At 70.8% G+C, this 23,619-nt stretch carries 23 protein-coding genes; 14 read left to right on the forward strand and 9 right to left on the reverse strand.

What is annotated here, in order from left to right; all coding sequences use genetic code 11:
- Nucleotides 1–165 precede the first annotated feature (165 nt).
- Nucleotides 166–1,191: a 2-dehydropantoate 2-reductase gene (locus QIS96_RS05785; RefSeq protein ID WP_282541277.1), complete on the reverse strand. Its 1,026-nt coding sequence runs from the start codon at nucleotides 1,189–1,191 to the stop codon at nucleotides 166–168.
- Nucleotides 1,192–1,392: 201 nt separating this feature from the next.
- On the opposite strand from QIS96_RS05785, the gene QIS96_RS05790 reads away from it, so the two are divergent.
- The 6 genes from QIS96_RS05790 to QIS96_RS05815 all read left to right on the forward strand — a co-directional run bounded on the left by QIS96_RS05790 (nucleotide 1,393) and on the right by QIS96_RS05815 (nucleotide 7,363).
- Entirely contained in the window at nucleotides 1,393–2,115 is a 723-nt protein-coding gene (locus QIS96_RS05790) for a GntR family transcriptional regulator (RefSeq protein WP_282541278.1), read from the forward strand.
- Nucleotides 2,116–2,402: 287 nt separating this feature from the next.
- Nucleotides 2,403–3,581: an ADP-forming succinate--CoA ligase subunit beta gene (gene sucC, locus QIS96_RS05795; RefSeq protein ID WP_282541279.1), complete on the forward strand. Its 1,179-nt coding sequence runs from the start codon at nucleotides 2,403–2,405 to the stop codon at nucleotides 3,579–3,581.
- Nucleotides 3,582–3,587: 6 nt separating this feature from the next.
- A complete protein-coding gene (gene sucD / locus QIS96_RS05800) occupies nucleotides 3,588–4,475 on the forward strand; it encodes a succinate--CoA ligase subunit alpha (protein ID WP_282541280.1) in 888 nt (295 codons plus the stop codon).
- A gap of 74 nt (nucleotides 4,476–4,549) precedes the next feature.
- Nucleotides 4,550–5,644, forward strand: coding sequence for a Re/Si-specific NAD(P)(+) transhydrogenase subunit alpha (locus tag QIS96_RS05805; protein ID WP_282541281.1), 1,095 nt, complete (start codon nucleotides 4,550–4,552; stop codon nucleotides 5,642–5,644).
- Complete coding sequence (locus tag QIS96_RS05810) at nucleotides 5,641–5,976, forward strand: NAD(P) transhydrogenase subunit alpha (protein ID WP_282541282.1); 336 nt, start codon at nucleotides 5,641–5,643, stop codon at nucleotides 5,974–5,976. Before QIS96_RS05805 ends, QIS96_RS05810 begins: the two co-directional genes overlap by 4 nt.
- A complete protein-coding gene (locus tag QIS96_RS05815; RefSeq protein WP_282541283.1) occupies nucleotides 5,969–7,363 on the forward strand; it encodes an NAD(P)(+) transhydrogenase (Re/Si-specific) subunit beta in 1,395 nt (464 codons plus the stop codon). The genes QIS96_RS05810 and QIS96_RS05815 overlap by 8 nt, the downstream gene beginning before the upstream one ends.
- Before the next feature lie 78 nt (nucleotides 7,364–7,441).
- Here the strand turns inward: QIS96_RS05815 and dmpG are convergent, their stop codons facing one another.
- The 7 genes from dmpG to QIS96_RS05850 form a co-directional block, all read right to left on the reverse strand.
- The gene (dmpG, locus tag QIS96_RS05820) at nucleotides 7,442–8,455 is read right to left on the reverse strand and encodes a 4-hydroxy-2-oxovalerate aldolase (protein ID WP_282541284.1); all 1,014 of its coding nucleotides are present in this window, start codon (nucleotides 8,453–8,455) and stop codon (nucleotides 7,442–7,444) included.
- Complete coding sequence (locus tag QIS96_RS05825) at nucleotides 8,452–9,399, reverse strand: acetaldehyde dehydrogenase (acetylating) (protein WP_282541285.1); 948 nt, start codon at nucleotides 9,397–9,399, stop codon at nucleotides 8,452–8,454. Before QIS96_RS05825 ends, dmpG begins: the two co-directional genes overlap by 4 nt.
- Nucleotides 9,396–10,259 (reverse strand): 2-keto-4-pentenoate hydratase, encoded by an 864-nt coding sequence (locus QIS96_RS05830; RefSeq protein ID WP_282541286.1) that lies wholly within the window; start codon nucleotides 10,257–10,259, stop codon nucleotides 9,396–9,398. The genes QIS96_RS05825 and QIS96_RS05830 overlap by 4 nt, the downstream gene beginning before the upstream one ends.
- An 87-nt stretch (nucleotides 10,260–10,346) precedes the next feature.
- A complete protein-coding gene (locus QIS96_RS05835) occupies nucleotides 10,347–11,111 on the reverse strand; it encodes an IclR family transcriptional regulator (protein WP_282541287.1) in 765 nt (254 codons plus the stop codon).
- Between the two features lie 146 nt (nucleotides 11,112–11,257).
- Nucleotides 11,258–12,202: a 3-carboxyethylcatechol 2,3-dioxygenase gene (locus tag QIS96_RS05840; protein WP_282541288.1), complete on the reverse strand. Its 945-nt coding sequence runs from the start codon at nucleotides 12,200–12,202 to the stop codon at nucleotides 11,258–11,260.
- The gene (gene mhpA, locus QIS96_RS05845) at nucleotides 12,199–13,971 is read right to left on the reverse strand and encodes a bifunctional 3-(3-hydroxy-phenyl)propionate/3-hydroxycinnamic acid hydroxylase MhpA (protein WP_282541289.1); all 1,773 of its coding nucleotides are present in this window, start codon (nucleotides 13,969–13,971) and stop codon (nucleotides 12,199–12,201) included. The genes QIS96_RS05840 and mhpA overlap by 4 nt, the downstream gene beginning before the upstream one ends.
- A gap of 28 nt (nucleotides 13,972–13,999) precedes the next feature.
- Nucleotides 14,000–14,860: an alpha/beta fold hydrolase gene (locus QIS96_RS05850; RefSeq protein ID WP_282541290.1), complete on the reverse strand. Its 861-nt coding sequence runs from the start codon at nucleotides 14,858–14,860 to the stop codon at nucleotides 14,000–14,002.
- Between the two features lie 177 nt (nucleotides 14,861–15,037).
- On the opposite strand from QIS96_RS05850, the gene QIS96_RS05855 reads away from it, so the two are divergent.
- Nucleotides 15,038–15,787, forward strand: a complete 750-nt coding sequence (locus QIS96_RS05855; protein WP_282541291.1) for an IclR family transcriptional regulator — start codon at nucleotides 15,038–15,040, stop codon at nucleotides 15,785–15,787.
- A gap of 248 nt (nucleotides 15,788–16,035) precedes the next feature.
- Nucleotides 16,036–17,397: an MFS transporter gene (locus QIS96_RS05860; RefSeq protein ID WP_282541292.1), complete on the forward strand. Its 1,362-nt coding sequence runs from the start codon at nucleotides 16,036–16,038 to the stop codon at nucleotides 17,395–17,397.
- Between the two features lie 15 nt (nucleotides 17,398–17,412).
- On the opposite strand, the gene QIS96_RS05865 is transcribed toward QIS96_RS05860, so the two are convergent.
- Entirely contained in the window at nucleotides 17,413–18,573 is a 1,161-nt protein-coding gene (locus QIS96_RS05865) for a DmpA family aminopeptidase (protein WP_282541293.1), read from the reverse strand.
- Nucleotides 18,574–18,813: 240 nt separating this feature from the next.
- Between QIS96_RS05865 and QIS96_RS05870 the strand changes: the two genes are divergently transcribed.
- The 6 genes from QIS96_RS05870 to QIS96_RS05895 all read left to right on the forward strand — a co-directional run bounded on the left by QIS96_RS05870 (nucleotide 18,814) and on the right by QIS96_RS05895 (nucleotide 23,616).
- A complete protein-coding gene (locus QIS96_RS05870) occupies nucleotides 18,814–19,116 on the forward strand; it encodes an urease subunit gamma (RefSeq protein WP_282541294.1) in 303 nt (100 codons plus the stop codon).
- Between the two features lie 170 nt (nucleotides 19,117–19,286).
- Nucleotides 19,287–19,598, forward strand: a complete 312-nt coding sequence (locus tag QIS96_RS05875) for an urease subunit beta (protein ID WP_282541368.1) — start codon at nucleotides 19,287–19,289, stop codon at nucleotides 19,596–19,598.
- Entirely contained in the window at nucleotides 19,591–21,303 is a 1,713-nt protein-coding gene (locus QIS96_RS05880) for an urease subunit alpha (protein ID WP_282541295.1), read from the forward strand. Before QIS96_RS05875 ends, QIS96_RS05880 begins: the two co-directional genes overlap by 8 nt.
- A complete protein-coding gene (locus QIS96_RS05885; RefSeq protein WP_282541296.1) occupies nucleotides 21,304–22,086 on the forward strand; it encodes an urease accessory protein UreF in 783 nt (260 codons plus the stop codon).
- Nucleotides 22,076–22,798 carry an urease accessory protein UreG gene (gene ureG / locus QIS96_RS05890; RefSeq protein WP_408907129.1) on the forward strand — a complete coding sequence of 241 codons (723 nt, stop codon included), beginning with the start codon at nucleotides 22,076–22,078 and terminating at the stop codon, nucleotides 22,796–22,798. The genes QIS96_RS05885 and ureG overlap by 11 nt, the downstream gene beginning before the upstream one ends.
- Nucleotides 22,798–23,616: an urease accessory protein UreD gene (locus QIS96_RS05895; RefSeq protein WP_282541297.1), complete on the forward strand. Its 819-nt coding sequence runs from the start codon at nucleotides 22,798–22,800 to the stop codon at nucleotides 23,614–23,616. Before ureG ends, QIS96_RS05895 begins: the two co-directional genes overlap by 1 nt.
- Nucleotides 23,617–23,619: the final 3 nt, after the last annotated feature.

Consider the following 23,619-nt stretch of genomic DNA (forward strand, 5'->3'; position numbering starts at 1 on the left):
GTCCGCAGTGGGAGATACGAGTGCCGAAAGGCGCGCTCCGGGGCCGCGGCAGCGCAGCTGGTCGGCTGCCGCTCGACGCCGTGGGGGTGGACGGCGTACGCCGGGTCTCGGCCTGCCGCGCATCCGGACGCGGCGATCAGCAGGACGCTCGCGGGTGACCGGCTGCTAGGCGGATACGGGCTGCGCTTCCCTGGCGGCGACTCCCGCGTCCCGCACGGCCGTTGACGTGCCGGTACGCGCGAGGAGGTCTGTGGCGGCGTGTACGGCGCGCAGCGTCGGGGCGTCGGCGCCCGTGATGTCCGCCATCTCCACCACGGCCGTCACGATGGCGTCGAGCTCCAACTGCTTGCCGGCCTCGAGGTCCTGCAGCATCGACGTCTTGTGGTGTCCGACGTTCTCCGCGCCGCGCAGCCGCTTCTCGATGGAGATGTCCGGGGTGCTGCCGACCCTGGCGGCGATGTCGAGGGTCTCCTCCATCATCTGCACCACGAGTTGCCTGGTGTGCGGGTTCTGGCAGATCTCGACCATCGTCGCCCGCGTCAGCGCGCTGAGCGGGTTGAAGGCGACATTGCCCATCAGCTTGATCCAGATGTCGTCGCGCAGGTTCGCCTCGACGGGGCTCTTCAGCCCTCCGGCGATCATCGCCTCGCTCAGCGCCGTGCAGCGCGCGGAGATCTCGCCCGACGGCTCGCCGATGGAGAAGCGTGTGCCCTCCAGATGCCGGATGACGCCGGGCGCCTCGATGACCGTGGCCGGGTAGACCACACAGCCGATGGCCCGCTCCGGTGGCAGCACGGCGCTGGTGGCACCACCGGGGTCGACCGTCTCGATGCGGTGGCCCCGGTACGGCCCGGGAAGGTCGTGGAAGTACCACCACGGGATTCCGTTCTGCGCCGCGACCACGGCCGTGTGCTCGCCGAGCAGCGGTTCCACGAGGGGTGCGCAGGAAGGGTAACTGTGCGCTTTCAGGCCGAGAAAGACGTAATCGACGGGCCCTACCTCGGCCGGGTCGTGCGTGGCGTTCGGATGTGCCACGAAGTCACCGCGTGGGCTGATCACGCGCACTCCGCTCTCCCGCATCGCACGCAGGTGCTCTCCTCGCGCGATGAGGTGGACCTCGGCTCCACCCCGGTGCAATGCGGCGCCCCAGTAGGCGCCGATCGCTCCGGCGCCGACGACTGCGATCTTCACTGTGACTCCTCCCTATAGGTTTGGATACTGTATACACTTCCTGTTTACGCTGTCCACCCCTGCCCTGCGGCAGCACGACCCATGACCTCTGCAGCGGGAGGCGGTACCCTCAGCTTCCGTCTTTCGTCGACCGTATACTCAAACCAATTCGGGTCCAGGGCCTCGCGTCCGGGCCGACTCGACCGAACCGGGGAGTAGGGCATGACGAACGGAAGCCGCTCAGCAGCGGCTGGGCGCAAGACACCCACAGGGACAGCCGTACGCCGCGAAGTGCGCACGGTGGAACGGCCGGTGCCGCTGCGGCAGGCCGTCTACGACGCCATTGCCGACATGATCATCACGCGGGTGCTGCAGCCCGGCGAGCACATCGTGGAGACCGAACTCGCCGCCCAGCTCGGGGTGAGCCGACAGCCCGTACGGGAAGCACTGCAGCGCCTCTGCACCGAGGGGTGGGTCGACCTGAGGCCGGCCCAGGGGGCGTTCGTCCACATGCCCACGAAAGAGGAAGCCGACCATCTGATGGCGGTGCGCGCCCTGTTGGAGTCGGAGTCCGCGCTGCTGGCCGCGGAGCGAGCCACCCCGAAGGACATCGAGCGCCTGTGGGAGCTCCAGGAGGCGGGCGAGAAGGCGCTCGCCGCCGACGATTCCGAGGGTCTTGTCGCGGCCAACGCGAACCTGCACGCCGAGTTGATGCAGATCGCGGGCAACTCCGTGCTCATCGAGCACATCGCCATGGTCGACCGGCGCATGCGCTGGTACTACGCGCCGATCGCCCTGGTTCGTGGACGCAAGGCCTGGGACGAGCACGCCTCCCTCATCCGGGCCGTCGCCGCCCACAATGCCCAGCACGCCTGCGAGTTGATGCGCCGTCATACGGAAACGACGCGCACGATGTACGCCGAGCAGCACGAAACCTCGGACTGACGGACGCCTCCGGTCGGGCGTCTTCGCCCTCTCGACCGGGTTGACCGAGTCGTTCACCGGGTTCACGGAGTTGGGCCCCAAGGCAGCAGCTGTCGTCTCGCAGCTGCTGCCTTCGCCGTGTCCGGGACCACCACAGCTCTCGCCCCTCAACCCCTTCCACTCCCCCGTCGACCGCTTCGAGCGAGCACGCAGAACTGAGGCCGATCAGGGATTGCATACAGTATCCCGAGCGCTTATTCTCCTCGCATGCCGCAGGCCATCGACGCCCGCGGCCGGGAGGCAGACTGATGGACCTGTACGAATTCCAAGCGCGTGACCTCTTCGCCTCGCACGGCGTCCCGGTACCACCCGCGGTCGTGGCCGAGACGCCGGAGCAGGCCCGTGCCGCCGCCGCGGAGATCGGCGCTCCGGTGATGGTCAAGGCTCAAGTGAAGACAGGCGGCAGAGGCAAGGCCGGCGGCGTGAAGATGGCCGCGACGCCGCTCGACGCCGCATCCATGGCCGAAGACATCCTCGGTATGGACATCAAGGGCCACACGGTCCGCCGGGTGCTGATCTCACCGGCCAGCGACATCGCGGAGGAGTACTACGTCTCCTTCCTGCTCGACCGCGCGAGCCGCACCTTCCTCGCGATGGCATCGGCGGAGGGCGGGATGGAGATCGAGCAACTCGCGGCGGAGAAGCCCGAAGCCCTGGCGCGGATCCCCGTCGGCCCCGCCACCGGAGTCGACCGGGAGACGGCGCGCGCGATCGTCACTGCCGCGGGGTTTCCGGCAACGGTCGCGGAGGCGGCCGCCGAGGCGATCATGAAGCTGTGGGAGACGTTCGTCAGCGAGGACGCCCTGCTGGTGGAGGTCAACCCGCTGGTGCGTGACGCGAACGACCGCATCGTGGCGCTTGACGGCAAGGTCTCGCTGGACGACAACGCCCGCTTCCGGCACCAGGATCACGCGGCTCTCGCAGTCACCGACTGCGCGGACCCGTTGGAGGCCAGGGCGCGGGAGAAGGGCCTCAACTACGTCAAGCTCGACGGCCAGGTCGGTGTCATCGGCAACGGCGCGGGTCTGGTGATGTCCACGCTGGACGTCGTCGCGTACGCCGGTGAGCGCCATGACGGGCTGCGGCCCGCGAACTTCCTCGACATCGGGGGCGGGGCCTCCGCCGAGGTGATGGCGAACGGTCTCGACATCATCCTCAGCGACCCGGACGTGCGCAGCGTTCTGGTGAACGTCTTCGGCGGGATCACCTCCTGCGACGCCGTCGCCGACGGCATCGTCCAGGCCTTCCGGCTTCTTGAGAGCCGGAGGGATCCGGTGAACCGGCCCGTGGTGGTCCGCCTGGACGGCAACAACGCCGAGCAGGGCCGGGCGATCCTCGACCAGGCGGATCTGCCGGGCGTGCGGCAGGTGCATTCCATGGACGGCGCCGCCGAGGCGGCCACCGAACTCGCGGCCGCAGGAGCGTGACAGGCGATGGCCATCTTTCTCACCGAGCACAGCAAGGTCATCGTCCAGGGCATGACCGGCGCCGAAGGCATGAAGCACACCGCCAAGATGTGTGCCGCCGGAACGGCCGTCGTCGGTGGCGTGAATCCCCGTAAGGCCGGTCAGAAGGTCGATGTCGGCGGCACGCCCGTGCCGGTTTTCGGCACGGTGGCGGAGGCGATGGAGGCCACCGGGGCCGATGTCTCCGTGGTGTTCGTGCCGCCCGCGTTCACCAAGGACGCCGTGGTGGAGGCGATCGACGCGGGGATCGGCATGTGTGTCGTGATCACCGAGGGGGTCCCCGTTCACGACGCGGCCACCATCTGGGCCCACGCCACCGCGAAGGGCGACGTCACACGCGTCATCGGCCCGAACTGTCCCGGCGTCATCAGCCCCGGCAAGTCCAACGCCGGCATCATCCCCGCCGACATCACCGGGCCGGGACGGATCGGCCTGGTCTCCAAGTCCGGCACTCTCACCTACCAGATGATGTACGAGCTGCGCGACATCGGGTTCTCCACCTCGGTCGGCATCGGCGGGGACCCGGTCATCGGCACGACCCACATCGACGTGCTCCGTGCCTTCCAGGACGACCCGGAGACCGACGTCATCGTGATGATCGGCGAGATCGGCGGCGACGCCGAGGAACGCGCCGCCGCCTACATCCGCGAGCACGTCACGAAGCCCGTGATCGGCTACGTCGCCGGCTTCACCGCTCCGGAGGGCCGGACGATGGGCCATGCCGGCGCCATCGTCTCCGGCTCCTCGGGCACCGCGCAGGCCAAGCAGAAGGCGCTGGAGGCCGCGGGCGTGCGGGTCGGAAGGACACCGAGCGAGGCGGCGGCGCTGGTCCGTCAGGTGGTGCAACGCCCATGAATCCCTTGGCCAGTCGGACCGCCCGAGCAGCCGCCGAGCAACGCCCTGCCCACTCATAGCCAGGAAGAAGAAACATGACGCTGATCGGAGTTCCCCGGGAGACCGCGACAGATGAACACCGCGTCGCCCTGGTGCCCAAGGTGGTCGAGCGGCTGAAGGCCCTGGGACTCGCCGTGGTGGTGGAGGGCGGGGCCGGTGGTGGGGCGCTGATCCCCGACGGGAGTTACAAGGAAGCGGGCGCCACGATCGGTGATCCGTGGTCGGCCGAGATCGTGGTGAAGGTGAACCCACCCACGCCCCGGGAGATCGGCCTGCTGCGGCGGGGGTCCACCGTGGTCGGCTTCCTGGCGCCCCGCACCAGTCCCGAGATCGCGGACGAACTGCGCCGGGCGGGCGTCACCGGCCTGGCGATGGAGTCGGTGCCCCGGATCTCCCGGGCGCAGTCCATGGACGCACTGTCCTCCCAGGCCAACGTCGCCGGTTACAAGGCGGTCCTGCTGGCCGCCGAACGCTCCACCCGCTTCTTCCCCATGCTCACCACGGCCGCCGGAACGGTGAAGCCGGCCACCGTGCTCGTACTGGGAGTGGGTGTCGCGGGTCTGCAGGCGCTGGCCACGGCCAAGCGCCTGGGGGCGCGCACCACCGGTTTCGACGTACGGCCGGAAGTCGCCGAACAGGTCCGGTCGCTGGGCGCGCAGTGGCTCGAGTTGGGCGTCGAGGCGGCTGGCGACGGCGGCTACGCCCGTGCGCTGACCCCGGAGGAACAGGCGGAGCAGCAACGGCGGTTGGCCGAGGCGATCTCCGGTTTCGACGCCGTGATCACCACCGCGCTCGTTCCGGGGCGCCCGGCGCCGAGGCTGGTCACGGCCGAGGCGGTGCGCCGGATGCGGCCCGGCAGCGTGGTCGTCGACCTGGCCGGGGAGACCGGCGGCAACTGCGAACTCACCGTGCCCGGCGAGACGGTGGTGCGGCACGACGTCACTGTCTGCTCGCCGCTGAACCTGCCGGCGACGATGCCCGAGCACGCCAGCGAGCTGTACGCCCGCAACGTGGCGGCACTGCTCGAACTCACGGTGGCCGACGGGGAGTTCAAGCCGGACTTCTCCGACGAGATCCTCGCCGCCTGCCGTGTGACAGAAGACAGCGACCAGTTGACGGAGACGCGATGATGCTCCTTGCCTACCTGGCGATCCTGGTGCTGGCCGGCTTCGTCGGCCACGCCGTGATCTCCAAGGTTCCCAACACCCTGCACACCCCCCTGATGTCCGGTACCAACGCGATCCACGGCGTCGTCCTGCTCGGCGGCCTGGTCCTCGCCCGTACCGCGACGAGCGTGTTCGACCAGGTGCTCATGGTCGTCGCCATCGCCTTCGGCACCATCAATGTGGTCGGCGGGTTCCTGGTGACGGACCGGATGCTCGGAATGTTCAAGAAGAAGCCGAACAGCGCCGCGGACACCGCCGCCACGGCCGTACCCGCAAAGGCAGTCGGCCATGAGTGAACTGATCACGATTCTCTACATCGTCGCGTTCGCCCTGTTCATCCACGGGCTCGCGGGTCTGACCGGTCCTCGGACGGCGGTACGCGGCAACCTCACGGCGGGCATCGGCATGCTGATCGCCGTCGTGGCCACCCTGTTGACGCCCGGGATGCGGAACTGGTGGCTGATCGCGCTCGGCCTGGTGATCGGCACGGTGGTCGGGGTGCCGGCGGCGCGACGTGTCAAGATGACCGCCGTCCCGCAGATGGTGGCGCTGTTCAACGGAGTCGGCGGCGGGGCCGTCGCCCTCATCTCGTGGGTGGAGTTCCGGCACAGCCAGGGCTACGCGACGGTGGCCGAGTACGTCACCGTCACCTCGCTGTTCGCCGCGATCGTCGGCTCGGTGTCGTTCTGGGGATCGCTGATCGCCTTCGGCAAGCTGCAGGAGATCCTGCCGGGCAGGCCGATCGGCCTCGGCCGGGGCCAGCAGCCGGTCAACCTGATGCTCCTGGTCGCCGCGGTGGGCTGTGCGGTCGCCATCGGGCTGGGGGTGAACCGGGGATCCGAGCTTCTCATCGTCGCGCTCCTTGCCGCATCGGCGGTGCTCGGTGTGATGGTGGTGCTGCCGATCGGCGGTGCCGACATGCCCGTGGTGATCTCGCTGCTGAACGCGCTCACGGGGCTGTCCGCCGCGGCCACCGGCCTGGCCCTGGACAACACCGTGATGATCGTGGCAGGCATGATCGTCGGCGCGTCCGGCACCATCCTGACCAACCTGATGGCCAAGGCGATGAACCGGTCGGTTCCCGCCATCGTCGCCGGTGGATTCGGTGGAACGGACGCCGCAGCGGGCCCGGGTGGCGGCCCGACAGATCAGACGGTCCGTCAGACCAGTGCCGCCGACGCGGCGATCCAGATGGCCTACGCCAGCCAGGTCGTCGTCGTCCCCGGCTACGGCATGGCCGTGGCGCAGGCCCAGCACGCGGTACGCGAGATGGCCGGCCTGCTGGAGGAACGCGGCGTGGAGGTCAAGCACGCCATCCACCCTGTCGCCGGGCGGATGCCGGGCCACATGAACGTGCTGCTCGCCGAGGCCGACGTACCGTACAAGCAGCTCAAGGAGATGGATGAGATCAACGGGGAGTTCGGCCGGACCGACGTGGTCCTGGTGATCGGCGCCAACGACGTCACCAACCCCGCGGCCCGCTCGAATCCCAGCTCGCCCATCTACGGGATGCCGATCCTCAACGTGGACCACGCGCAGTCCGTCATCGTGCTCAAGCGCTCGATGAACCCCGGGTTCGCCGGCATCGAGAACGAGCTGTACTACGACCGCAAGACAGCGATGCTCTTCGGCGACGCCAAGTCCTCCGTCGCCGAGATCACCGAGGAGTTGAAGGTCCTGTAGGACCCCGAGAGGCCGGCAGGCATGTGCGGCGCCCACCCCGCGGGGTGGGCGCCGCAGGCCGATCGTCCCTCCGGTGATTCAACCGGACTCGGCCAGGCCCAGTGCCACGTCGACGATCATGTCTTCCTGGCCGCCGACGAGACCCCGCTCGCCGACCTCCACCAGGATCGAGCGGACGTCGACGCCGTAGCGCTCCGCGGCCGTCTCCGCATGGCGGAGGAAGGAGCCGTACACCCCCGCGTACCCGAGAGTCAGCGTCTCGCGGTCGACGCGGACGGGGCGGTCCTGGAGCGGGCGGACCAGGTCGTCCGCGGCGTCCTGCAGGGCGAACAGGTCGCAGTCGTGGTTCCAGCCGTTGAGGTTCGCGACGGCGATGAACGCCTCCAGCGGGGTGTTGCCCGCGCCCGCGCCCTGGCCGGCGAGCGAGGCGTCGACGCGGGTGACGCCCTCCTCGACCGCGATCATCGAGTTGGCGACCGACAGGGACAGGTTCTCGTGCGCGTGCACGCCGATCTCGGTCGCCGGGTCGAGGACGTCCCGGTAGGCGCGGACGCGCTCGCGGACGCCGTCCATCATCAGCCGGCCACCGGAGTCGGTGACGTACACGCAGTTCGCTCCGTACGACTCCATCAGCCTGGCCTGGTCCGCGAGGGTCTTGGCGTCGGCCATGTGACTCATCATCAGGAAGCCGGACACATCCATGCCCAACTCACGGGCGGTGGCGATGTGTTGGGCGGAGACATCGGCCTCCGTGCAGTGGGTGGCCACGCGGACCGAGCGCACACCGAGCGCGTAGGCCTGCTTGAGCTCCTCGATGGTGCCGATGCCGGGCAGCAGCAGGGTGGTGAGCCGGGCGTTCCGGATGTGCGCGGCGGCGGTCTCGATCCACTCCCAGTCGGTGTGGCTGCCGGGACCGTAGTTGAGGGAACCGCCCGCCAGGCCGTCGCCGTGCGAGACCTCGATGCCGTCGACTCCGGCGGCGTCGAGGGCGGCGACGATCCTGCCGAGCTGCTCCGGCTCGATGCGGTGCCGGATGGCGTGCATGCCGTCCCGCAGGGTGACGTCCTGGATGAAGAGCCTGTCGACGGTCATGCGTCCGCTCCCTGGAGTTCGTTGCTGTGGGCGGCCATGGCCTCGGCCATGCGGACGGCCGCGCTGGTCATGATGTCGAGGTTGCCGGCGTAGGCGGGCAGGTAGTGCGCGGCGCCCTCCACCTCCAGGAACACCGACACCTGGTGGGTGACGGGGTCGGCGGTCAGGGTGTGCACCGGCTGGTCGGCCGGGACCGGCGTGATCTGCACCTGCTGCTTGAGCCGGTAGCCGGGCACGTACGCCGACACCTGCTCGACCATCGTGGCGACGGAGGCGCGGATCCGGTCGTGCGCGGTCTCGTCCGGGGCGTTCACCAGGGCGAGCACCGTGTCACGCATGATCAGCGGCGGCTCGGCCGGGTTGAGGATGATGACGGCCTTGCCGCGGCCGGCGCCGCCCACGCTCTCGATGGCGTGGCTGGTGGTCTCCGTGAACTCGTCGATGTTGGCGCGGGTGCCGGGGCCGGCGCTCTTCGACGCGATCGACGCGACGATCTCGGCGTACGGCACCGGGGCGACCCGGGAGATCGCGGCGACGACGGGGATCGTGGCCTGGCCGCCGCAGGTGACCATGTTGACGTTCTCGGCGGCGACGTGCTCGGCGAGGTTGACCGCCGGGATCACCATCGGGCCGATGGCCGCCGGGGTCAGGTCGACGAGCTGCTTGCCGTGCGGGGCGAGCACCGCGGCGTTGGCGACATGCGCCTTGGCGGAGGTGGCGTCGAAGACGATCCCGATGTCTTCGAAGCCGTCCATCCGGACCAGGCCCTCGACGCCCTCGGCCGTGACCGGGACGCCGAGCCGCCGGGCGCGGGCGAGGCCGTCGGAGGCGGGGTCGATGCCGACCATCGCGCCCATCTCCAGGGTGTCGGACAGGCGCAGCACCTTGATCATCAGGTCGGTGCCGATATTGCCCGAGCCGATGATGGCCACCTTGGTCTTCATGCGGAGGTTCCTTCGTCGGAGGAGGGGACGGAGAGTACGGAGGCCGCGTCGGACCCGTCCGGCGCGGGGAAGCGGACAGAGACCGGGCCGAGGCCCGTGATGTCGGCGGTGAACGCGTCGCCGGCCTGGGCGACCACCATCGGTCCGAGTGCGCCGGAGAGGACGACTTCACCCGCGCGCAGCGGGGAGTCGATCTCGCGGGCGGTACGGGCCAGCCAGGCCAGCGCGCTGAGCGGGTCGCCGAGGCAGGCCGCGCCGGTGCCGCTGGAGACGGTCTCCCCTGCTCGGGCGAGCGTCATCGTGGCGTCGACCGGCTCGAACCCGGCCAGGGGCCGCTGCGCCGGGCCGAGCACGTACAGGGCGCTCGAACCGTTGTCGGCGACCGTGTCGCCGAAGGTGATGTCCCAGTCGGCGATGCGGCTGTCCACGATCTCCAGGGCGGGACTCGCGTAGGCCACGGCGGCCCGCACCTGCGCGTCGTCGAGCGGGCCCTCGGCGAGGTCCGCCCCCAGGACGAAGGCGATCTCGGCCTCGACCTTCGGCTGGATGAGCAGTCCGGCGGGCACCGGTGCGCCGTCGGCGACCTGCATGTCGTCGAAGAGGACGCCGAAGTCCGGCTGGTCCACGCCGAGTTGGGCCTGCACGGCGGGAGAGGTCAGGCCGATCTTGCGTCCGGTGACGCGGGCGCCGTGCTCCAGACGGTGTGCGGTGAGCAACTCCTGTACGGCGTAGGCGGACTTGACGTCGTCGGCGCCGATCAGGTCGCGTACCGGGGCGCAGGGTGTGCGGGCGGCGGCGGCCTGCAGCAGACGCTGTGCGGCCTCGGTCACGGCACCGCTGCCGCGGGGGGTCTCGTTCATGTCCTCAGCTTGGACACCGGGTCCGCCGGACGCCCAGGAAAAAGTTCCGTGAGACGGAACTGTCGTCGGAAGAGGCGTGTGGCGGCGTCAGTGCCGGCGCAGCTCTGCTCGCCGCCCGAGCGTGGCGCTGATCCCGGCCGCCGCCGCACGGACGCCGGCGGCGTGCCGGGACGGCTGGAAGCGGTGCACCGGTCCGGTGACGCTGACGGCGCCGAGGATCTCGTCCGCCGGGCCGAAGATGCCCGACGCCACGCAGACGATGCCGACGGCTGATTCCTCGTACTCGAACGCGACCCCCGTCGTGGCGACGTCGGCGAGCTGGCGTGCCAGGACATCGACGTTGGTGATGGTTCTGGGGGCCCGGCGTTCCATCGGTCCGTGCAGGACCGCGTCGCGGACGTCGTCCGGTGCGTGCGCCAGGAGCACTTTGCCGAGGGCCGTCGAGTGCAGCGGCATGCGCCCGCCGAGCCGGGAGGGGGAGGCTGCCTGCCGGTGGCCGCCCATCTTCGCCACGTAGACCACCTCGGTGCCTTCGCGGACCCCCAGGTGGACCAGCTCGTGCGTGCGCACGTACAGGTCTTCCATGAAGGGGGTCGCCACTTCCAGCAGGCCCCGTTCGACCGAGGCGCGCATGCCGAGTTCGAAGACGAGCCCGGACAGGCGGTAGCGGCCGTCCACGCGGTCGAGCAGTTTCGCGGCCACGAGATCGCCGAGGACGCGGTGCAGTGTGCCCTTGGGGAACTCCGTGCGGCGTTGGAGTTCGGCGAATCCCAGCGTCGTGTCGTCCACGGTGAACGCCTGCAGGACGGCGAGCGCCTTGCTCAGCACACCGCTGGGGCCGTTCTCGCTCATGCGGCTCCGTCCTTCGTCTGCCTTCTGCGGTGGGGAGAAAACGACTGTACGGGGAGCGCCTCGCGGACCCGGACGGGATGCGGCCCTCCGGGTCCGGGCAGGGCATTCCGCCGCACGCCGCCGTGCGGGCCGCCATCAGGCCGCCGTCACGCCGCCGTGCGGGCCGCCATCACGCCGAACCCGGCGATGTACTCCCGGATCGGACGGTAGAACGAGTGCTCCACCTCGTACGGGCCGGCCGCGCCGAGCGCCGCGAACGCGGCCACCCAGGTGCGGACCTCGTGCGCGGAGTTGCCCGCGTCCTCGGCCATCTGGCGCGGGGTCATGGCATCGACGGGCGCCAGATCGCCGGAGGCGAACGTCGCCATCAGGGCCCGGTCCCATTCGGGGTTGAGGTCGCGGATGGTCGCCGTGCCCGCCGTGAACGCCTTCGCCGTGTCGATGACCCGCTGCTGGCGTGCGTCCCGCGCGGCGGCCGTCGGATGGCGGCCGTCGAGCAGCATCGCGCGTACGGCTTCGCCCGCGGTGGCCCACTGCGGCACCGGCGGGTCGTGCGACAGTCCGCCCGAACCCAGGACGAGGACCCGTTCGTCCTTGAGTGTGGCCAGGAAGCCGCCGATGGTCTCGCCGAGCCTGCGCACGCGCCGCATGGTCACGAACGGCTCGGCGACGCCGTTGACGAAGACCGGGATGGTCGGCACCGTGTCGATGCCGCCGAACAGGATCTCGAGCGGCTGGATCGCCCCGTGGTCGACCTCCATGCGGCGTGAGATGGCCACGTCGATATCGCGGTCGGCGACCCACTGGGCCAGCTCCTCGGCGCGCTCGGCCGGCACGTTCAGCGGCCCTTCGGTGGTGCCGTAGTCGCCGACGCCCACCGCCTCGTAGCCGATGCAGAACGGTGGCATCAGGTCGTAGAAGAAGCCGTTGTAGTGGTCCGGCGCGAAGGACACGACCAGCGTCGGGTCGTAGTCCTCGACGAATGCGCGCGCGTCGGCGAAGGCGCCTTGGACCGCGCCCGCGACCTCGGCGGGCGGTTCGGCGTGGTCGAGCAGCGGGCTGTGCGACATCGTGACGAGAGCGAGGGTCATGCCCGCACTCCTTCCTCGTGGACGGCCGTGGTCCGGTCGGTGAGCAGCGAACCGGCTCGGCAGACCGCGGCGAGGGCCTGCGGCGCCTGCCGGGTCAGCGAGGCGGCGGCGACGAAGCGGTCGGGGCGCAGCAGGACCAGGCCGCAGGCGCGCACGTCGAACCAGTCCTTGAGGGCCCCGGAGGTGTCACCGACGACGGTGACCGGCGCCGGCGAGTCCGCGTACCGCTTCTCCGCCCAGGCGCGCTGGGTCTCCGGCACGAACGAGACCAGCTTGACGCGGTGGCGGCGGACGAGGTCGAGATCGTCGGCGGACAGGAACGCCGTCGGGTCGGTGCCCCACGTCGCGAGGGTCCACCAGTCTCCGGTCACGTCGTCGAGGAGGACGTCGGTGGCGTCGGCGGTGCTGACCCGCGGCTGGATGAACTGCAGCCCCACCGGGGAGAGTTCGCCCGCGGAGTCGACGAACGGCGCCAGTCCCCCGGTCCGGCCCTTGAACCCGGTCCTGTTCTTGAAGCCGGTCCCGTTCTTGAACCCGGCGCGCGCCCGGCCGGGCGTGAGGTCGGCCTGGTCGACGACGACACCTGCGGCGTAGCGCGGCATCGGCTTGAACCGCAGCTCGGTGAAGTACGACTTCCACTTCGGGACGGCGTTGAGGGCGGTGGCGGCCACGTCACGGACCTTGCCTCCGAGGCGGCCCATCTTCATGACCGTGCCCGCCGCCATGTTCACATCGATCATGTCGGCGGCGTGCTTGCGGCGCTCCACGGTGTACGTGTCGAGCAGGGCGTCGTCGGCGTCACCCGCGAGGACGGCGGTGAGCTTCCATGCCAGGTTCGTCGCGTCCCGGATGCCGGAGTTCCAGCCCTGGCCGAGCCAGACCGGCATCAGGTGGGCGGCGTCACCCGCGATGAAGACCCGGCCCTTGCGGAAGTCGGAGGCGACGCGGCCGTGATGGGTGAAGGTGCGCTGGTTGATGATCTTCAGGGCGGACGGGTCCGGGACGTGCCGGGCGAGCAGCGAGTGCATGAACGCCCGGTCGTCGCACAGGTCGGTCGGCTCGTCGTCGTGAAGCATGAACTCCCAGCGGCGGACGCCCTGCGGCAGACCGATGGAGACGTACGGGCGACGGGGGTCGGCGCCCAGATAGACCGAGGGGGTGCCGATCGGGTCGTTCTCGACGTCGACCACGACCCAGCGGGTGGACGGGGACTTGCCCTCGAAGCTCACTCCCATCCATTTGCGGGTGAAGGAGCTGCCGCCCTCGCAGCCGACGGCGTAGCGGGCGGTCAGGGTGACCGTCTCGACGGTGTCGTCGTCGGCGCCGGGACGTTCCGCCGTCACCGCGACGTGGTCGCCGCGGTCCTCGATGCCCACGACGCGGTGCCCGAAGCGCAGCCCGGTGCCGTCGAACCGGTCGAGGCCGGCGGCCAGTTCCCGGTCGACCAGCGGCTGGATGAAGCCGTGCTTGCGGGGGTAGCCGAACTCCTGCGTGCCCGGGTTGTTCGTGGCGAGAACCTGACCGGTGCCGTTGACCAGGCGCACCACATGGTGCGGGACCGTGAAGGGCTGCACCCGCTCCCACAGGCCGGCCGTGTGCAGGGTGCGGATCGACTCGTCGTCGAGGCCGACCCCTCGCGGGTAGTCGATCAGCTCGTGCCGGGCCTCCAGGACAGTGGCACGGTGGCCGCGTACACCGATCAGGTTGGCCAGGGTGAGGCCCACCGGTCCGGCTCCGATGACGACGACGTCAGTGTCGTAGGTGGTCATGGGGTGTTTCCGATCGGGTGAGCAGGCGTCAGTTGTGGGACAGGAAGTCGATGACGAGGCGGTTGAACTCCGCGGCGTGCTCGATCATCGCCCAGTGACCGCAGCGATTGAGCAGCACGAGGCGGGAGTTCGGGATGTCGGCGAGCAGACGCAGGCTGGTCTCGTAGTGCAGGACGCGGTCGTCCCTGCCGTGGATCAGCAGGGTCGGCGTCTGGATTCCGGAGATCTTGTCGCGGTCCACCTTGATCGGGATCGGGGCGCCGTGCGCGAGACCCTCGACGTAGTTCTTCAGGTGGTCGGGGCGGGCGAGCGCCGCCTCGGAGCGGGCCCGGGTCAGTTCCGGGGTGGCGAAGCGCTCCTTGTCGTACGTCATGATCTCGACGAGCGCCTTCATGTTCTCGGGGCTCGCGTCCTTGTACGCCTTGACCAGCACCTTCAGACCCTCGCTCGGGCCGTCGGCCGGAGCGAAGAGGGAGGCGGGGCCGCGGCCGAGGGAGGCGCCCATGGTCACGAGGTGCGTGATGCGCTCGGGGTGCAGGGTCGCGAAGCGGACCGCGGTGTGGGCGCCCATCGAGTTGCCGACCAGGGCCGCCTTGTCGAGGCCGAGGGCGTCGAGGAACTCGACGAGGGTCGCGTCGTGGTCCATGTCGGCGGTGGCCTGGGCGTCGGAATCGCCCCAGCCCGGCATGTCGGGAGCGACGACGTGGAAGCCCGCGTCGGCGATCGTGCCGATGTTGCCGGAGAAGTTGGACCAGCCGGTCGCACCCGGGCCCGAGCCGTGCAGCAGTACCACCGGCGTGGCATCGGCCTCGCCCGCCTCGTAGTACCGCAGACGCATGCCTGACGGCAGCTCGATGTCACGCGACGCGGCTTCCTTGGTGATGGCCATGACGGGGGCTCCTCGACCGTCGTGCGTTATATGAACGCTAGTGAACGATAGTTGCACAACGTGGCTCATGGAACGCGTACGTCACGGGAATGTCAAGCGACCGAAGCCGTCCCGAGCGGGCGACGAGCGCGCCGACCGGCCTGACGGGGCGCCATGCCCCACCCGTAAACTGCCCGGATGAGCGACGAGCGGGCAGCCGCCTCCCCGGCCGGCGGCGACACCTCCAAGGGGCAGACGCGACAGGGTGGCGCAGCGGGCAAAGGCGCGTCGGGATCTCAGACTCTCGCCCGGGGGCTGCAGGCCCTCGAGGCCATCGCCGGCCGGCCGCAGGGGCTGACGGTGCAGGACGTGGCGCAGCACCTCGGAGTGCACCGCACGATCGCCTACCGGATCCTGGTCACGCTCACCGATTTCCGCCTGGCCGTGCGGACCTCCGACGGCCGCTACCGCGCAGGATCCGGCATGGTGACGCTGGCCCGCGGGTACGCGGCCGGCATACGCGAGGCGGCCCTCCCGATCCTGCGGCGCACCGCCGACGAACTCGGCGCCACCGTCGCCCTGATCGCCGCGGAGGGCGACGAGCAGGTCGCGGTCGCGGTCGTCGAGCCCCGCACCGTCGACTACCACCTCGGTTACCGCGTGGGCAGCCGCCACCCCTTGGGGATCGGCGCCGCGGGCCTCGCGCTGTCCTCGCTGCGGCTGCCCTCACCGGGCGAACCGGCCGACGCCGCCGAGGTGCGCGAGCGCGGATACGCCCGCACATTCGGCGAGATCGAACCCGGCGCGTACGGCGTCGCCGTGCCGCTGCACACCGCCGACCCCGGCCTGCACCTCTGCGTCAACCTCATCACCACCCGCAAGGACGTGGCCGACGGCGCCGTGCCGACGATGCTGAGGGTCGCCGAGGAGATCTCGACACTGGGCTGAGCGGCCGACCCCGCTCGTCCGCCGGCATCCGGAGAGCGACTCCCCCGCCCCGGACCGATCCCCAGATTTGATCGATCATTGCTGAGCCTCTTGACGGCGCGCTCCTCCCTGGCGGACCGTGTTCGCTATCTACACGCCCTAGTGCGGATTACGCACCACTCGAGGGTGGCGGCCAGGCGAACAAGTGCCGGCCGCGTTCACCCGGCGCGTTCACCGTCCGCCGTGCGCCGACCCATCCGGAGCCACAGATGCCCACCCATGACGCTGCGCGTCGCACTGAATCCCGGCGAATCGCCCTGTCCAGTTTCGTCGGCAGCGCCATCGAGTTCTACGACTTCCTGCTGTACGGAGCCGCCGCCGCGCTCGTCTTCAACGAGCTCTTCTTCACCGATCTCAGCGCCCTCGCCGGGACCATCGCCGCCTTCGGCACCCTCGCCGTGGGCTACGTCGCCCGCCCGCTCGGCGGCATCGTCTTCGGTCACTTCGGCGACCGCGTCGGCCGCAAGTCGATGCTCGTGATGACCATGACGATCATGGCGATCGCCAGCTTCGCCATCGGCCTGCTGCCCACCTACGACGTGATCGGCATCTGGGCGCCGGTCCTGCTCGTCACCTGCCGTCTCGTACAAGGCATCGCGGTCGGTGGCGAATGGGGCGGCGCGGCCCTGATGGCCATGGAGCACGCGGGCGAGGGGCGGCGCGGACTGATGGCCTCCTTCGCCAACATGGGCGGCCCGGCCGGCGCCGTGCTCGCCACCGCCGTCTTCGCCGGCTTCTCGGCGCTGCCCGAGGATCAGTTCCTGAGCTGGGGCTGGCGGGTGCCGTTCCTGCTCAGCCTCGGCCTGATGGCCATCGGCCTGTTCATCCGGCTCAAGGTCACCGAGAGCCCGGTCTTCGTGGCGGCGCAGCAGCGCGCCGCCCAGGAGCAGAAGGCGGCCAAGCAAGAGGCCCCGCTCGTCACCGTGCTGCGCCGCTACCCGAAGAACATCGTGCTGTCCTGCCTGAGCGGCTGTGCCGCACTGGTCATCCAGTCGCTGCTCGCCACCTTCATGCTCACGTACGCGACCGGCGTCGGCTTCGAGCGCTCCACGGTGCTCTGGGCCCAGGTCGTCTCCTCGGCGCTGCACGTCTTCACGATCCCCGCCTTCGCGATGCTCTCCGACCGGATCGGGCGCCGCCCGGTCATGATCGCCGGCGCGCTGGCCACCGCGGCGTGCGCGTATCCGCTGTTCGCCCTGGTCAACAGCGGTTCCACGGCGCTGCTGTTCGCCGCCTACATCCTGGGCAACCCGATCCTGCAGGCTTCGATGTACGGACCGATGGCGGCGTTCGTCAGCGAGATGTTCGGCACCAGGGCCCGCTACACCGGGGCCTCGCTCGGCTACCAGTTGGCGACCACGCTGGGCGCGGGCACCGCCCCCCTGATCGCCTCCAGCCTGCTGGCGGCTTCGGGGGGCGGAACCAACTCCGGGACGGTCAGCCTCTACATCATCGGTGTGTGCCTGGTCAGTTCGGTGGCGATCGCCCTGACCGGGGAGTCGCATCGCGCCGACATCGGAGAGTCCGCCGAGCCCCGGGGCGAACGGGCCGACGAAGCGGCGACGGTCTGAGCTACCGCGGTGCGCTCATGGCTGCCGGACCGTTTCCACGCCCTGTTCGGCAAGCAGCCGCACCAGCCGGGCGACCGGCAGGGCAGGCGTACGATGGCCCGCCCTGCCGGTCATCTCCTCGTTCGCGACGAGCGCGTTGAGGACCGCTTCCTCGACGGACTGGACGACGGCGTCGTAGAAGGGGTTGATCCGTCCGGCGGGGATCGCGCGCATCGAGTCGTACGTCTCCTCGCCGCTGAAGGACGAGGCGAGCGCGCCCTCGTTCGCCGTGGAGAACGCGAGGAAGATGTCCCCGGAGAAATGCGATCCGGTGGTGCCGGTGCGAGCCAGGCCCAGCGGGATGCGGCGGGCCAGAGCCTTGCACTGGTGGGGCAGGAGCGGCGCGTCCGTGGCGATGACGACGATGACGGAACCGGATCCCTCGGGCGGCGCGGCCACCGCGGCGTTCGCCTGGCGGCTCTCCTGCATCGGGTTGTCGGCGAGCAGGCCGCGGCCCACCGGACGGCCGGCGACGGTCAGTTCGTGGCGCGAGCCGAAGTTGGCCTGCACGAAGGCGGCGACGGTGAAGTCCTCGCCGCCGTACGGGACCCGGCGGGACGCCGTGCCGTTGCCGCCCTTGTACGCGTAGCAGTTCATGCCCGTGCCGCCGCCGACGGAGCCCTCCTCCACGGGGCCTGTGCCGGCCCCGTCGATGGCGGCCACCGCGTGCTCCGGCTGGAGGTGCGGGGCGTTGATGTCGTTGAGGTAGCCGTCGTACGTCTCGCCGACCACCGGAAGCAGCCAGCCCTCGCGCAGTTCGGGCTTGTTGGCGACCATCCAGTCGATGGCACCGCGGTGCGCCGTGCCCACTGCGTGCGTGTTGGTGAGCAGAAGCGGTGTGTGGAACTGGCCCGCCTCCTCGATCCAGTGGCTGCCGGTGAGCTCCCCGTTGCCGTTGAGGGAGTACAGGCCGGCCGCGACGGGGACTCCCACCCCGTCGCGGCCACGCGGCAGGACCGCGGTGACGCCGGTGCGGACGTCCTCGCCCTCGACCAGGGTGACCGTGCCGACCTGGACGCCGGACACATCGGTGATCGCGTTGGCCGGCCCCGGTGTCCCGTCGAAGGGGATGCCGAGGGCACGGGCGCGCGGCTTGCCGGAAGGGGTGTGCAGGTGAGCGGGGGTGGTGGCAGTCATGGGGCGATCCTAGGAAGCCGGGACGAGGGCAGGGACCGGGTCGGTCGGCTGCACGTCCTCCTCGCGCACTGACTCTGCGGCGCGATGCCGGACGCCCACGCCGTGGGGTTGCCGCAGGGCGGGCCCTCGCCCAACCGGGGGTGCGTCTGCCGGTCGGGAAGGCGTGTCCAGATGGGCGGGTGCGTCAGGGGTGTTTCCATTGCGGCTCGTTGCACCCTTCTTGAAGCGGAGCGTGGTCCGGTGCTGCTGACACTGCACGAGCGTGAGCGCTTGATGATCTACACGGCTGCCAAGCTCGCCGCCGAGCGCAGAGAACGCGGTGTGAAGCTCAACCTTCCCGAGGCGACGGCCCTCATCTCGTCGTTTCTGTTGGAAGGCGCACGGGACGGCCGTTCGGTGACCGATCTCATGGAGGCCGGTCGGGACGTGCTCGAACGGGACGACGTGATGGAAGGCGTGCCCGAGATGCTCGCCCAGTTGCAGGTGGAAGCGACCTTTCCGGACGGCACCAAGCTGATCACCGTGACGGGGCCGATCTCATGACCCGCGGCGAGCACCCCAGCGACGATCCGGGCGGTTCGGGGCGGAAGGGCGCGTCACGGCACCCGCACAGCGGTCCGAGCACTCCGAGCCTGCCGCGGCGGGCCGGGACCGGCGAGAGGCAGGCACCCCGGCAGCACTACACCGGCGAACAGCCGCACATCGACCGTCCGTTGATCCCCGGGGAGATCCTCTACGGCGACGGTCCGGTGGTGATCAACGAGGGCAAGGACGCAGTCACCATGCGTGTGATCAACACAGGAGACCGGCCTGTACAGGTCGGGTCGCACTATCACTTCGCCGAGGCGAACCCGGCGCTGGAGTTCGACCGGAAGGCGGCGTGGGGCAGGCGGCTGAGTGTGCTGTCGGGCGGGTCGATGCGGTTCGAGCCGGGCGCGCTGGTGGAGGTGGTGCTGATTCCGATCGCGGGGCAGCGCGTCGTCGCCGGGCTGCGGGGAGAGTGCGGAGGGCCGCTCGATGGCTGACGTCGAACGCCGGGAGTACGCGGCCGCGTTCGGCCCCACCACCGGGGACCGGATCCGCCTGGCGGACACCAACCTGTTCATCGAGGTCGAGGAGGACCGCTGCGCCGGCGGTGACGAAGCGGTCTTCGGCGGCGGCAAGTCCATCCGCGAGTCGATGGGCCAGTCCCGTGCCACCCGGGCGGAGGGGACGCCTGACCTGGTCATCACCGGCGCCGTCGTCCTGGACCACTGGGGTGTGGTGAAGGCCGACGTGGGCATCCGCGACGGCCGGATCACCGCCCTGGGCAAGGCCGGCAACCCGGAGACCATGGACGGCGTGCACCCCGACCTGGTCATCGGCCCCTCGACGGAGATCGCCGCGGGCAACGGCATGATCCTGACCGCGGGCACCATCGACACGCATGTGCACTTCGTCGGCCCGGACATGTTCGAGGAGGCCCTGGCCGCGGGCACGACGACGGTGGTCGGCGGCGGTACCGGGCCGACCCAGGGCTCCCTTGCGACGCTGGCGACACCGGGCTCGTGGTGGCTGGAGCGGATGCTGGAGTCGCTCGAACCCTGGCCGGTCAACGTGCTGCTCCTGGCCCGCGGCAACACGGTCTCCCCCGACGCGCTGTGGGAGCAACTGCGGGGCGGGGCGGCCGGGTTCAAGGTCCACGAGGACTGGGGGGCGACCCCCGCGGCGGTCGACGCGGCCCTGACCGTCGCCGACGCGGCGGGTGTGCAGGTCGCGATCCACAGCGACACCCTCAACGAGGCCGGGTTCGTGGAGGATCTGCTCGCCGCGGTCAAGGGCCGTACGTTCCACGCTTTTCACACCGAGGGCGCGGGCGGCGGCCACGCTCCGGACATCATCCGGATCGCTGCGGAGCCGTACGTGCTGCCCGCCTCCACCAACCCGACCCGGCCTTTCACGCACAACACCATCGCCGAGCACCTGGACATGGTGATGGTGGCCCACCATCTCAACCCGCAGATCCCGAACGACCTGGCCTTCGCCGAGAGCCGGGTCCGGGCGGGCACCATCGCCGCCGAGGACGTGCTGCAGGACCTGGGCGCGCTGTCGATCATGTCCTCGGACGCACAGGCGATGGGCCGGATCGGTGAGGTGGTGTCCCGGACCTGGCAGACCGCCCACCGGATGAAGGAGCTGCGCGGGTCACTGCCCGGCGACGGCCGGGCCGACAACCACCGGGCCCGCCGCTACATCGCGAAGTACACCATCTGTCCTGCCGTCGCCCACGGTCTGGAAGGCGAGGTCGGCTCGGTCGAACCGGGCAAGACGGCCGACCTGGTGCTGTGGCAGCCGGCGCTGTTCGGGGTGCGGCCGACCATCGTGTTCAAGGGCGGTATGGCGGCCTCTGCCGCGCTCGGCGACCCCAACGCATCGGTACCCACCCCGCATCCGGTCCTGCCGCGCCTCGGCTTCAACGCCAAGAGTCCGTCGGCGGCGTCGACGAGCGTCGCGTTCGTCTCGCCGGCCGCGATCGAGGACGGTCTGGCCGAGCGGCTCACCGGGGTCACGCGCCCACTGGTGCCGGTCCGGAGCGTACGGGGCCGCGGCAAGGCCGACTTGCCGGAGAACACCGCACTGCCCCGCATCGAGGTCGACCCCGACACGTACAGCGTCCGCGTCGACGGCGAGCTGATCGAGCACGAACCCGCCCACGAGCTGCCCCTGACGCAGCGCTACTTCCTCTTCTAGATGACGACATCGACCACCGCGACGACGACGCCGGCGGCGCCGACCACGCCGGACCGCCCCTCACCACCGCCGGTTCCGGACTCCTTCGCCGCGCTGCTCCTGCTCGCCGACGGGCGTCTCCCCGCGGGGGCGCACGCGCACTCCGGGGGACTTGAGGCAGCCGTCGCCCTGGAGGACCTGCAGGACCTCACCGGCCTCGAGGCGTTCCTGCGCGGTCGGGTGGCGACCGTGGGTCATGTCGCAGCGGCATTCTCCGCCGCTGCGTGCGCGAGCGTACGGTCCGGTCTCCCGGTGACGGGCGGCAGCGGCACCGCCGCCGAACTGAGCCGACTCGACGACGAGTTGGAGGCACGGACCCCGTCCCCGGCGCTGCGCACCGCGTCCCGCAGGCTGGGCCGTCAACTGTTGCGCTGCGGCCTGCGGGTGTGGCCGCACAGCACCCTCGACGAGCTCGCCGCGGCCACCCGACGCGGTCCGCACCAGCCGGTCGCGCTGGGTGCCGTCGCGGCCGTCGCCGGTCTGGAACCGCGGGCCGTCGCCTGGGCTGCCGTGCACGACTCGGTCATGGTCCCGGCGACCGCCGCTGTCCGGCTGCTCGGGCTCGACCCCTATTCCGTCTACGCGGTACTCGCTCGGCTCGGCGACCGGCTCGACGCCGTGGCCACCGCCGCCGCCGCGCAGGCACACGCCGCCCCAGCGGATCTCCCCGCCTGGGGCGCACCGTTGCTCGATGTCTCCACCGAACTGCACGCCACCTGGGAGGTGCGTCTCTTTGCATCTTGACCATGCACGATCCGACACGTACGACGAAGAGCGGTCCGAGGGACAGCCGGACGGTTCCCGGTCCCCCGCGGGCACGACGCCGCCCTCGCCGGGCAGGGGAGGTCAGGCACCTCTGCGGATCGGGATCGGCGGTCCCGTCGGCTCCGGCAAGACCGCTCTCGTGGCCGCACTGTGCCGCGCGTTGAGCGCCGAGTGCCAACTGGCGGTCGTGACCAACGACATCTACACCACCGAGGACGCCGACTTCCTGCTGCGCCATGGTGTGCTGCCCGCCGAGCGGGTCCGGGCCGTGGAGACCGGCTGCTGCCCGCACACCGCCATCCGGGACGACATCTCGGCCAACCTGGAAGCCATCGAGGACCTCCAGGGAAGCCTCCCGCCTCTGGACCTCGTGCTGGTGGAGAGCGGCGGGGACAACCTCACCGCCACGTTCAGCAACGGTCTGGTCGACCATCAGGTCTTCGTCGTCGACGTAGCCGGCGGCGACAAGGTTCCACGCAAGGGCGGTCCCGGGGTCACCCGGGCCGACCTGCTCGTCATCAACAAGACCGACCTCGCGGTGAACGTCGGTGCCGATCTGGAGGTGATGGCACGCGACGCCCACGCGCAGCGCGGCAACCTGCCGGTGCTGTTCACCTCGCTGACCGAGGACCCGGGCGCCACGGCCGTCGCCGCGTGGATCCGGGAACTCCTCTCCGTACCCGCCCGCTGATGCGAGCCCGCGCGGAGCTCGCGGTCGCGCTCACCGCGGGTGCGGGCGGCCGGGACCGCAGCCGGGTCGCCCGGCTGCGGTCGGACGGCCCGCTGCTGCTGCGGCCCGCCATCGCCACCGGCCCCGAGCCGCTGCGGCGTTGGGACCTGACCGGCCGGGGCACCGCCCGGATCTCCCGCGCCGCCGGCGCCGGCGGTCCGCTGGGCGGCGACCACCTGCGGTTCCACGTGGATGTCGGCGCCGGCGCCGCCCTCGTACTGCGGGACGTGTCGGCGACCCTGGCCCTGCCCGGTCCGCACGGCGAGCCCTCCCGGATCCGGACGACGGTGCGGGTCGGCCGGAAGGCCACCTTGGTATGGCTGCCCGAGCCGGTCATCGCCGCGCGCGGCTGCGACCACCACATCAGGACGGACGTCGTGCTGGAGCCGGGCGCGCGCCTGCTGCTGCGCGAGGAACTGCTGCTCGGCCGGCACGGGGAGCAGCCCGGGACCGTCAGGCAGCGGCTCCGGGTCTGCCGGGGAGACCGGCCGCTGTACGACCAGGAACTGGCGGTCGGCCCCGGCGCCCCCGGCTGGCAGGGGCCGGCCGTCACCGGTGGGCGTCGGGCGCTGGGTTCACTGCTCGTGGTCGATCCGCAGTGGGGCGCCGAACGGGACGGTCTGCCCGCCGTGACCGCCCACCCGGACACCGCGGTCCTTCCGCTGTCCGATTCCGCGGTACTGGTCACGGCCCTGGCGGAGGACGCGATCGCCCTTCGCCGTCGGCTGGACGACGGCGTGGCCGAGCTGGAGCGGACGGCAGCGCCGGTGGCCCGGTAGCCG

Source organism: Streptomyces cavernicola (genome assembly GCF_029968035.1).
GTDB lineage: Bacteria > Actinomycetota > Actinomycetes > Streptomycetales > Streptomycetaceae > Streptomyces > Streptomyces cavernicola.

What these genes read in the sequence shown, in the direction of transcription:
- QIS96_RS05790 (WP_282541278.1), top strand. Translation starts at nt 1,393, where the DNA reads ATGACGAACGGAAGCCGCTCAGCAGCGGCTGGGCGCAAGACACCCACA.
- sucC (WP_282541279.1), top strand. Translation starts at nt 2,403, where the DNA reads ATGGACCTGTACGAATTCCAAGCGCGTGACCTCTTCGCCTCGCACGGC.
- sucD (WP_282541280.1), top strand. Translation starts at nt 3,588, where the DNA reads ATGGCCATCTTTCTCACCGAGCACAGCAAGGTCATCGTCCAGGGCATG.
- QIS96_RS05805 (WP_282541281.1), top strand. Translation starts at nt 4,550, where the DNA reads ATGACGCTGATCGGAGTTCCCCGGGAGACCGCGACAGATGAACACCGC.
- QIS96_RS05810 (WP_282541282.1), top strand. Translation starts at nt 5,641, where the DNA reads ATGATGCTCCTTGCCTACCTGGCGATCCTGGTGCTGGCCGGCTTCGTC.
- QIS96_RS05815 (WP_282541283.1), top strand. Translation starts at nt 5,969, where the DNA reads ATGAGTGAACTGATCACGATTCTCTACATCGTCGCGTTCGCCCTGTTC.
- dmpG (WP_282541284.1), bottom strand. Translation starts at nt 8,455, where the DNA reads ATGACCGTCGACAGGCTCTTCATCCAGGACGTCACCCTGCGGGACGGC.
- QIS96_RS05825 (WP_282541285.1), bottom strand. Translation starts at nt 9,399, where the DNA reads ATGAAGACCAAGGTGGCCATCATCGGCTCGGGCAATATCGGCACCGAC.
- QIS96_RS05830 (WP_282541286.1), bottom strand. Translation starts at nt 10,259, where the DNA reads ATGAACGAGACCCCCCGCGGCAGCGGTGCCGTGACCGAGGCCGCACAG.
- QIS96_RS05835 (WP_282541287.1), bottom strand. Translation starts at nt 11,111, where the DNA reads ATGAGCGAGAACGGCCCCAGCGGTGTGCTGAGCAAGGCGCTCGCCGTC.
- QIS96_RS05840 (WP_282541288.1), bottom strand. Translation starts at nt 12,202, where the DNA reads ATGACCCTCGCTCTCGTCACGATGTCGCACAGCCCGCTGCTCGACCAC.
- mhpA (WP_282541289.1), bottom strand. Translation starts at nt 13,971, where the DNA reads ATGACCACCTACGACACTGACGTCGTCGTCATCGGAGCCGGACCGGTG.
- QIS96_RS05850 (WP_282541290.1), bottom strand. Translation starts at nt 14,860, where the DNA reads ATGGCCATCACCAAGGAAGCCGCGTCGCGTGACATCGAGCTGCCGTCA.
- QIS96_RS05855 (WP_282541291.1), top strand. Translation starts at nt 15,038, where the DNA reads ATGAGCGACGAGCGGGCAGCCGCCTCCCCGGCCGGCGGCGACACCTCC.
- QIS96_RS05860 (WP_282541292.1), top strand. Translation starts at nt 16,036, where the DNA reads ATGCCCACCCATGACGCTGCGCGTCGCACTGAATCCCGGCGAATCGCC.
- QIS96_RS05865 (WP_282541293.1), bottom strand. Translation starts at nt 18,573, where the DNA reads ATGACTGCCACCACCCCCGCTCACCTGCACACCCCTTCCGGCAAGCCG.
- QIS96_RS05880 (WP_282541295.1), top strand. Translation starts at nt 19,591, where the DNA reads ATGGCTGACGTCGAACGCCGGGAGTACGCGGCCGCGTTCGGCCCCACC.
- QIS96_RS05885 (WP_282541296.1), top strand. Translation starts at nt 21,304, where the DNA reads ATGACGACATCGACCACCGCGACGACGACGCCGGCGGCGCCGACCACG.
- QIS96_RS05895 (WP_282541297.1), top strand. Translation starts at nt 22,798, where the DNA reads ATGCGAGCCCGCGCGGAGCTCGCGGTCGCGCTCACCGCGGGTGCGGGC.